Source organism: Streptacidiphilus monticola, from assembly GCF_042658505.1.
In the GTDB taxonomy this organism is placed as follows: domain Bacteria; phylum Actinomycetota; class Actinomycetes; order Streptomycetales; family Streptomycetaceae; genus Streptacidiphilus; species Streptacidiphilus monticola.
The window spans coordinates 45,639-54,352 of record NZ_JBHSQJ010000035.1 but is presented as its reverse complement, the minus strand read 5'-3'; the positions used below and the strand labels follow the sequence as shown (position 1 = coordinate 54,352).

General features: G+C 70.3%; 7 protein-coding genes and 1 pseudogene. 1 reads left to right on the top strand and 7 read right to left on the bottom strand.

Features of this window, described 5'->3' with window-relative positions; all coding sequences use genetic code 11:
- Nucleotides 1-354 (top strand): annotated as a pseudogene (locus tag ACFP3V_RS10170) (glycoside hydrolase family 11 protein); the annotation flags it as partial.
- A gap of 70 nt (nucleotides 355-424) precedes the next feature.
- On the opposite strand, the gene ACFP3V_RS10165 reads toward ACFP3V_RS10170, so the two are convergent.
- The 7 genes from ACFP3V_RS10165 to ACFP3V_RS10135 all read right to left on the bottom strand — a co-directional run.
- Nucleotides 425-1,348 carry a carbohydrate ABC transporter permease gene (locus ACFP3V_RS10165; RefSeq protein WP_380582155.1) on the bottom strand — a complete coding sequence of 308 codons (924 nt, stop codon included), beginning with the start codon at nucleotides 1,346-1,348 and terminating at the stop codon, nucleotides 425-427.
- Nucleotides 1,345-2,334, bottom strand: coding sequence for a carbohydrate ABC transporter permease (locus ACFP3V_RS10160; protein ID WP_380582153.1), 990 nt, complete (start codon nucleotides 2,332-2,334; stop codon nucleotides 1,345-1,347). Before ACFP3V_RS10160 ends, ACFP3V_RS10165 begins: the two co-directional genes overlap by 4 nt.
- Nucleotides 2,331-3,653: an ABC transporter substrate-binding protein gene (locus tag ACFP3V_RS10155; RefSeq protein ID WP_380582151.1), complete on the bottom strand. Its 1,323-nt coding sequence runs from the start codon at nucleotides 3,651-3,653 to the stop codon at nucleotides 2,331-2,333. The genes ACFP3V_RS10160 and ACFP3V_RS10155 overlap by 4 nt, the downstream gene beginning before the upstream one ends.
- Nucleotides 3,654-3,864: 211 nt before the next feature.
- Complete coding sequence (locus ACFP3V_RS10150) at nucleotides 3,865-6,036, bottom strand: RICIN domain-containing protein (RefSeq protein WP_380582149.1); 2,172 nt, start codon at nucleotides 6,034-6,036, stop codon at nucleotides 3,865-3,867.
- A gap of 104 nt (nucleotides 6,037-6,140) precedes the next feature.
- A complete protein-coding gene (locus ACFP3V_RS10145; protein ID WP_380582147.1) occupies nucleotides 6,141-6,368 on the bottom strand; it encodes a DUF6059 family protein in 228 nt (75 codons plus the stop codon).
- Between the two features lie 37 nt (nucleotides 6,369-6,405).
- Nucleotides 6,406-7,704, bottom strand: coding sequence for an LLM class flavin-dependent oxidoreductase (locus ACFP3V_RS10140; RefSeq protein WP_380582145.1), 1,299 nt, complete (start codon nucleotides 7,702-7,704; stop codon nucleotides 6,406-6,408).
- Nucleotides 7,701-8,714, bottom strand: a 1,014-nt coding sequence (locus ACFP3V_RS10135; protein ID WP_380582143.1) for an LLM class flavin-dependent oxidoreductase, incomplete at its 5' end; no start/stop codon positions are given. The genes ACFP3V_RS10140 and ACFP3V_RS10135, both read right to left, overlap by 4 nt.

The following is an 8,714-nucleotide window of genomic DNA, read 5'->3' as shown; positions in this document are numbered from 1 at the left end:
AGCAGCGGCAGCTCCGACATCACGGTGACCTCCGGCGGCAGCTCCGGCGGCGGGGGCAGCACCGGCGGCGGGGGCGGTTCCACCGGCGGCAGCTGCACGGCGACGCTCTCCGCGGGCCAGCAGTGGAGCGACCGCTACAACCTCAACGTGTCGGTCACCGGCTCCAACACGTGGACCGTGACGATGAACGTGCCCTCCCCGGAGAAGATCATCGCCACCTGGAACATCAACGCCACCTACCCCAGCAGTCAGGTACTCACCGCCAAGCCCAACGGCAGTGGGAACAACTGGGGCGTGACAATCCAGACCAACGGCACCTGGACCTGGCCGACGGTCTCCTGCAGCCCCAACTGAGTTCCGACGCAAGGCAAGGCATGAACGGCGCGGCGGCCGGTGGCCGCCGCGCCCGTCCTTGTGTCGGCGGTCAGCCCTTGCTGGAGCCCAGGGCCAGTCCGGCGACGAACTGCTTCTGCAGCAGGATGTAGACGACCAGGGTCGGGATCGCCGCGATCAGCGCGGCGGCGGCGATGAGGTTGTGGTTGCTCACGAACTGGCCCTGCAGGTTGGCCAAGGCGGAGGTGACCGGCCGCTTGTCCCCGGAGGACATCAGGGTGATGGCCCAGAAGAAGTCGTTGTAGATCCAGGTCGTCAGCAGCGTCGCGAGCGCCGCCAGGGCCGGGCGGCACAGCGGCAGGGTCAGCTTCCAGAACCGGGTCCACACCCCCGCCCCGTCCACCAGCGCCGCCTCGTACATCTCGTCCGGGATGGAGCGCATGTAGTTGCTCAGCACGAAGACGCAGAAGCCGAGTTGGAAGGCCACATTGATGACCACCAGGCCGGTGAGCGAGTTGTAGAGCAGGCCGCTGCCGCTGAGGAACGAGGGCAGCGGGATCTTCAGGTAGAGCCAGTACAGCGGGGTGATCAGCACCTGCTGCGGCAGCAGGTTGCCCGCCGTGAACAGGATCAGCAGCGCGACGTTGAGCTTGACGTTGATGCGGGTGAGGACGAACGCGACCCCGGACGCCAGGAAGAGCACGATGACCACGGCGGGGACGGTGATCAGCACCGAGTTGAGGAAGAAGTGCGGGAAGTCGGACTGGTTCCAGGCGTCGGTGAAGTTCCGCAGCGTCAGCGCGTGCGGCAGCGAGACGTAGCCGTACTTCTGGGTCTCCGCGTAGGGCCGGACCGCGACGTAGAGGGCGAAGCCGATCGGCAGCAGCCACAGCACCGAGGCGCAGATCAGGAAGGTCTGGGCGGCGACCTCGTAGACCGGCCTGCGCCGGGGCCTGGCCTCAACCCTGCTTGCCTGGCCCGGAGTTCGCGCCATCGTGGAGGTCTGGGTGGTCATCGGGCTTCCTCGCGGCGGAAGGTCTGGAACAGGAAGACGCTGATGGGGACGAGGGAGATGACCAGCAGCACCACGCCCAGGGCCGAGCCGAAGCCGACGCGCTGCGTCTCGCCGACGATGTTCGAGGTGACCAGCACGGACAGCAGCTCCAGCCCGTTGATGCCCTTGTTGGTGATGTAGACCAGGTCGAAGGCGCGCAGCGACTCGATGACGGTGACCACCAGGATGACGATGTTGATGGGCCGCATGGTCGGGAAGATGACGCGCCAGAACGTCTGCCAGGCGTTGGCGCCGTCCACCCGGGCGGCTTCGCGCAGGGTGGGGTCGACGGCCTTGAGTCCGGCCAGGTAGAGCACCATGACGTAACCGGCCTGGCGCCAGGTCGCCTCGACCAGGACCGCCCACAGGTTCAGGTGCGGGTCGCCCAGCCAGTCGATGGCGTTGCTGTTGCCGTTGCGTCCGAGCACGGTGTTGATGAGGCCGAAATTCTGCGAGTAGAGGAACTCCCAGATGATGCCGATCAGCGCGAGGGAGAGCATGACCGGCAGGAACAGCGCGCTCTGGTACATACGGCTGCCCTTGATGCCGCGGTCGATCAGGACGGCGAACAGCATGCCCAGCGGGGTGGCCACCAGGATGAAGACGGCCAGCCAGATGAGGTTGTGGCGCACGGCCGGCCAGAACTCGGGGTAGATGGTGGCGGCCTGGTGGTAGTTCTGCACGCCGTACAGGCAGCCGTTGTTGAGGATCGAGGGCACGTTGGGCAGGCAGGCCTTGGCGTGCAGGCCGCCCACGCCGTTCCACTTGGTGAACGACAGCCCCACGCTGCCCAGCGCCGGGAGCCAGATGAAGACCAGGTCCAGCAGCAGCGGGATGCCCAGCAGCAGCGCGGCGACGGTCTTGTCCCGGCGCGAGAGGCGGCGGACGCCCCGCCGCCGGCGCGGTGCGCGCGCCGGCGGGGAGACCGCTTCGGAACCGACGGTCATGAGGTGTAGATCGCCTTCGCCTGCGCCTCCGCGCTCTTCTGCAGGGACGCGATGTTCGAGGTGCTGGGGTCGTCGATGAACTTCTGGATGACGGCGATCATCGCGGTGGCCATCGCGGGGTCGGCGTCGCGGTCCATGAACTGGGCGACCGCCTTGCACTTGCCGATCTCGGCCACGGACTTCTTCTGGATGGCGTCGTACGTGGGCACCTGGAGCCCCTGGGCGAGCCCGACGTCCCACTGGTCGGTCTTCAGGAACGTGGTCTCGGCCGCGCCGCTGCCGATGTACTCCAGGATCGCCTTCGCGCCCGCGACGTTCTTCGCCTTCTTGCTGATCATGAAGCCGTCGGTGGGAGCGTCCATGTAGTCCTGGCCGTAGGCCGGGTTGATCGCGGGGAAGACGAAGAAGTCCAGGTCGTCCAGGTTCGCCTTGTCGCTCACGTACTGGGCGGCGACCTGGTTGGTGCCCTGGAACATCATCCCGGCCTGCTTGGCCTCCAGCGTCTTCGCCGCGTCCTGCCAGATCCGCCCGTTGGCGCCGGGCTGCAGGTAGGGCATCAGCTCGGCCCAGTGCTCGAAGACCGCGGTCACCCCGGCGTCGGTCCACGGGACCTGATGCTTCATCAGCTTGATGTGGTAGTCATAGCCGTTGATGCGCATGTTGAGGATGTCGAACGTGCCCAGCGCCGGCCAGCCGTCCTTGTCCGCGAAGGCGATCGGCACCAGGCCGTCGCCCTTCATCTTCTTCGCCAGCGCGAGGTACTGGTCCCAGGTCGTGGGCACCGAGTAGCCCTTCGCGGCGAAGGTGCTCTTGTTGTAGAAGACCACCCAGGGGTAGTTGTACAGCGGCACCAGGTACTGGTGCCCGTCCAGCCCTGTCGACAACTGCTTCGCCGCCGGACCGAAGTTGCCGCCGATCTTCTCCCACACGTCGTCCAGCGGCAGGGCGAGCCCCTGCGCGGCGAAGTACTGCATGCGGTAGCCGGCGAACCAGGTGAACAGGTCGTCCGGCGTGCCCTGCAGGTAGGCGCTGATGTTCTGCTGGAAGGTGTTGTGGTCGACCGTGTTGATGGTGATCTTCTGCCCCGTCGCCTGCGTCGCGGCGGTGGCCAGGGCGGCGAACGCCGCCTTGGTGCTCGCGTCGGAGTAGTTGGAGCCGAAGGTCACCGTTCCCGAGGAACTGGACGGTGAACCGCCGCTCCCGCCGGACTTCGAACTGCCGCAGGCGGTCAGCAGCCCGGCCGGGAGGACCGAGAGGCCGGCGGCGCCGGCGATCCCCCTGAGCAGGGCACGACGGCTGGGCGACGCCAGGTCGGACATGGGCTTCTCCTGAGGGTGGAGTCGGAGGGAGGACGCGGGACGGGCGGGCAGCAGGGCGCACCCCGATTTCAACAATTCCCAGCATGAGTCAACTGTTCCGACCATCCGCGGGTTGTAGTTCTATGCCCTTCCTGACACGCCGTCAACCCATCGGGACGAAGGCCCACTTCACTCCCACCGTGCGGCCCGTACGTCACGCCGGATGGGGTGCTCACTCGGGCGCGAGCAGGCTCCAGGTCTGGTTCGCGCCGCCGTCGGCGGGCCACTGCAGGACCGAAGTGCCGTTGCTGGTGCCGCTGTTGTTCAGGTCGACCAGCTGACCGTCGTACACGCTGCGGAACTGCACCAGGTTCGGGCCCGCGTCCAGCACGGTCCAGCGGGAGTTGCTGTTGCCGTCGTCGCGGTACTGGATCAGCTGCGTCCCCTGACTCGTCGTCGGACCGGGGATGTTGAGCAGCTTGCCGCTGTTGGCGTTGACGACGGTGACCGCTCCGCCGGACTGCTGGACGAAGGACCAGCGCTGGTCGGCCTGGCCGTTGTCCTGCCACTGCACGATCGCGGCGCCGTCCGCGGTGGAGTCGTCGTTCACGTCGATCCGGCCCCCCGTCGCCCCGTTGACGATCCGGTACTGCGCATCGGGGAGCAGCACCGGCACCAGCTTCCATGCCTGCGTGGCCGCCCCGTTGGCGGGCTCCTGGACCACCGCGGAGCCGCTGACGTCCAGCGCCTGTCCGTCGAGGTGCGAGGTGACGGTGTAGCCGCCGGAGCCGTTCGGGGTGAAGGTCCACTGCGAGTTGGCGCCGTGGTCGTCGGGATACTGGATCAGCTGGGTGCCCGCGGTCGTGCTGTTGCCGGGGACGTTGGCGAGTTCGCCGCTGGCGGCGTTCGCGATCCGGTAACCGTCGCGCCCGGCGGGGACCAGCTGCCACTGCTGGTCCGCGGCCCCGTCCGCGGCGGCGGTGACCAGGGCCGAGCCGCTGGTGCCCAGGTACTGGCCGGTGGCCGCGTCCACCAGGTGGTAGTGGAGCGTGGTGAAGGCGTCCCCGGCGGCCGGGGTGATCCGCAGCAGGCGCGAGGCGTGCGCGGCCAGCGACGCGGAGAAGGCGCCGGTGGCACTGCCGAGGTCGGTGCCGCTCCACAGGTCCTGCACGTCGGCGCTGCCGCTGAAGCCGAGGTCGGTGAAGTGCGCGGTGGCGGTCGCGGTTCCGGATCCGAGGTTGAACAGGGCGACGGTGTAGCTGCCGTCGGTGTTCGCCGCGCCCCAGACCTGCTGCTGGGCCACCCGGTCCACCGGCCGCGCCGGGACCCCGGCCTGGTCGACGGCGATGACGCGGTCGTTGGTCAGCAGCGCGAGGTCGGCCGGGTCGAGGCTGGTCAGGTCGGTGCCGAGCAGCAGCGGGGCGCCCTCGATCGCCCAGAGGGTGAGCTGGGTGCGGCGCTCGTCGGCGGTCAGCCCGTCGTTGGAGCCGTTGCCGACCTCCACCGAGTCGAGGTCGTTCCAGCCGCCGGGGCCGGCGAAGGGGATCCACTGGGGGACGTCCGCGAAGCGGGCCGCGACGTGGCTCCAGTTGGTGAGCGGGTAGGAGCCCGAGCCGCAGTAGCACTCGACGTCGCCCTCGATGCGCCAGCCGTTGGCGTACCGGCGCCAGGTCCCGGCGTTGGCGGGGTCGAGGCTGTTGGACAGCTCCAGATGGATCGGGCGGCCGGCCTGGTTCAGCGCCTGGGACCAGTGCTGGACGTCGGCCGGGTCCCAGTCCCCCACGCCATCGATCTTGACGTAGTCGACGCCGTAGGAGGCCAGCTGATCGGCCCAGGAGTTGAGGAAGGCCTGGGCGGCAGCCGGGTTCTTGGCGTAGTCGATGTAGTACATCGACCCCGAGCCGAAGTTGTAGTTGGTCTCGTAGGACGAGGTGTTCGACACGATGTCCCGGGCGTGCCAACTCGTGCCCTGGATGGGCGTGTTCTGCTGGTAGGCGGCGACCGGGACGCCCGGGGTCAGGTACATCCCGAACTTCTCGCCGAGGCCGTGGACGTAGCTGCCGACCGCGCCCATGCCGTGCGGGAACCGGGCCGGGTCGGTGACCCAACGGCCGTAGGCGTCGACGGTACCGGCGGGGTTGAGATACCAGAAGTCGTCGACGTTGACGTACTGGTAGCCGTGGGCCAGCAGGCCGCTGTTCTTCAGCGCGAGGGCCTGCGCCTCGATGTTCGTTTCGGTGGGATTGCTCCGGATGAAGCTCCAACTGCTCCATCCCATGGGCGGCGTGGGCGCGACTCCGTTGGCCTCCGCCCGCGCCGGAAACGCAGCCCCCGGAACCAGTCCCAACAGCACCGACGCCGTGACAGCGGCGCCGGCGAGCAGCGTGCGGACCCTTCGGTGCATGGCAAACCCTTCCGCGACAGAAGAAAACATGCCCCAACGCCGTTCAACGCATGGGCATTGCACAGGGTTTGCATGGCAGCGTCAATACTTGACGCACCGTCGGTTCAGCGCCGGGCCGCCGCCCACAGGGCGCGCTCGGTCCGCGTGGGCGGGATGTGGCCGGCGGGGCGTTCGGGGTGGCCGGGCGGCGGCGCGTGCGGCGATCGGCGGGCCCCCCACGAGCCCGCCGACGCGTGCCACGGCACGGCGACGCCGGTGAGGCAGCCGCCCAGAGCGGCCAGGCCGGGAGCCGACCAGTCGAGCACGCGGGTGCAGCGACGGATCCAGGACACGTACGGGGTCTCCTCGCTCGGGGCGGTCGTCGGCCGGTCAGGCGGCCGGCGGCAGCGCCAGGTGGTCGCGCAGGGTCCGGCCGGTGTAGGCGGTGCGGTACAGGCCGCGCTCCTGCAGGGCGGGGACCAGCCGGTCCACGATCTCGGTGAGCGAGGCGGGGAGCCGGTCCGGCAGCAGGTTGAAGCCGTCCACGGCACGGGTGCGCACGTAGCGGGCCCACTCGTCGGCGACGGAACCGGGCGTGCCGACGAAGGCCGGATGGCCGCCCGAGACCTCGGTCACCAGCTGACGGATCGTCAGGCCGCGCTCGGCGGCCAGGTCGCGCCACTTCTGGATCTGCTCGAGCTTGCCGGTACGCTGCTCCACCCTCAGGGTGCCGCGGGAGGGGTCGAGTTCGCCCTCGACCGGCTCGATGTCGGGCAGCGGCCCGTCGGGGTCGTAGGCGGACAGGTCCGTGCCCCAGTAGTGCTCCAGGTACGCGACGGCGCGGGGGCCGTTGATCTGCTGCTCGCGGATCCACCGGGCCTTGTCGCGTGCCTCGGCCGGCGTGTCGCCGAGGACCACGGAGGCGCCGGGGAGGATGCGCAGCGACTCCCGGGTGCGCCCGTGCCGGGCGAGCCGCGCGGTGAGGTCGGCGGCGTAGGCGGCGGCCTTGGCGTACTCGGTGTTGGCGGAGAAGACGACGTCGGCATGGCGGGCCGCCAGTTCCCGGCCACCACCGGAGTCGCCGGCCTGGAAGAGCACGGGCCTTCCCTGCGGGCTGGGCGGCACCGTGGCGCGGCTGCGCAGCCGGACCAGATCGGTGTCGCGCTCCACCGGCTCCGTGCCGTCGCTCGCCCACAGCTCCTTGGCGGCCTCGACGAAGGCCGCGGCGCGTTCGTACCGGCGCTCGTGCGGAAGCCAGCCGCCGTGACGGAAGTTGGCGCCGGTCCAGGCGTTGTCGGTGGTGACGATGTTCCAGCCGGCGCGGCCGGCCGACAGGTGGTCCAGGGAGGCGAGGCGGCGGGCCAGGTCGGCCGGGTAGTTGTAGGTGGTGTTCTGGGTGGCGACCAGGCCGATGTGCTCGGTGACGGCGGCGAGGGCGGACAGCTGGCTGATGGCGTCGGGCCGGCCGGCGACGTCGAGGTCGTAGACCTGTCCCCGGTTCTCCCGCACGCGCAGGCCCTCGCCCAGGAAGAAGGCGTCGAAGAGTCCGCGCTCGAGCAGCCGCACGGTGTCCACGAAGGTGTCGACCGCGGTGTGGTCGGGGAAGTCCGGCTCGGTCCAGAGCAGGTTGGGGCCGACGCCGGTGAAGAAGACGCCGAGGTGGATCTGCGGTTCGTCGGGGCGGGTCATCGGTGCGTGTGTCCTCCGGCTCGGGCTCGGGCTCGGCTCGTGGCAGGGGCGTTGGCGTCGTCGGCCGGGCTCGCGGCGTGCCGTGCGCTCGCGGCGTCGGGTGCGGTGCGGGCGGCGGCGAAGCGGTTGGCCGGTCGCGGCAGCCCGAGGCTGTCGCGGAGGATGGCCCCGGGACGCGGAGCGCGGTGGAGCCCGGCGCGGTCGAGGGCCGGCGGGAGCTGGTCGGTGAGCACCGGGAGGTCGTGCGCGGGCTCGGCCGGGTGCAGACGCACGCCGTCGACCAACGAGCGCAGCTCGGAAAGGAGTTGGACGAGCCCGGCGACGGAGCCGACATGGCGGAACCGCCCGGAGTCCGGCCAGGGCGCGCCCCGGTCGAGCTGCTCCAGCCGCCGGGCGGCCGGGGTGTCGGTGTCGAGCACCACCTCGATCTCGGCGAACACGAGCGCGGCCCCGGCCGCGCGGGCGCGGGCCGCGCGCTCGGCGGTCCCGTCCGCGCCGACCAGGACGATGTCCGCGTGCGCGTCGAGTTCGAGATCCGCGGGAGCGATCACCACCAGCTGGCCCTGGGGCGGGCGCGGGGTGATCAAGGGGCCCTTGACGCTGAAGCTGTCGCCCTCGAAGTCCACATGGTGGACCTTGGCCGCGTCGAGGAACCGGCTGGTGGCGATGGACTTGACGACCGCGTCGTCCTCCCAGGAGTCCCACAGCGCCCGGGCCGTCCTGACCACGTCGCCGGTCTCCTGACGCAGCGCCTGCGCGGTGAGCGGGGTGCGTCCGATCGTGGCGAGGTCGTCGGCCCCGTTGGTGGCGCCGACGATCCAGGCACCGCGGCCGTGCGAGGCGTGGTCGAGCGAGGCGAGCTGGGTCGCCAGGTGGAAGGGCTCGGTCGTGGTGGCGTGCAGGGTGGGCGCGAGGCCGATGCGGTCGGTGGCAAGGGCCAGATGCGCGGCGGTGACGCCGGCTTCGGGCCCCGGGTGGAGCGGCGAGTCGCTGAGGGTGGCCAGGGTGTA

Bases quoted from the DNA above. Each gene is read 5' to 3' on its own strand.
- ACFP3V_RS10165 (WP_380582155.1), bottom strand. From the start codon at position 1,348: ATGACCACCCAGACCTCCACGATGGCGCGAACTCCGGGCCAGGCAAGC.
- ACFP3V_RS10160 (WP_380582153.1), bottom strand. From the start codon at position 2,334: ATGACCGTCGGTTCCGAAGCGGTCTCCCCGCCGGCGCGCGCACCGCGC.
- ACFP3V_RS10155 (WP_380582151.1), bottom strand. From the start codon at position 3,653: ATGTCCGACCTGGCGTCGCCCAGCCGTCGTGCCCTGCTCAGGGGGATC.
- ACFP3V_RS10150 (WP_380582149.1), bottom strand. From the start codon at position 6,036: ATGCACCGAAGGGTCCGCACGCTGCTCGCCGGCGCCGCTGTCACGGCG.
- ACFP3V_RS10140 (WP_380582145.1), bottom strand. From the start codon at position 7,704: ATGACCCGCCCCGACGAACCGCAGATCCACCTCGGCGTCTTCTTCACC.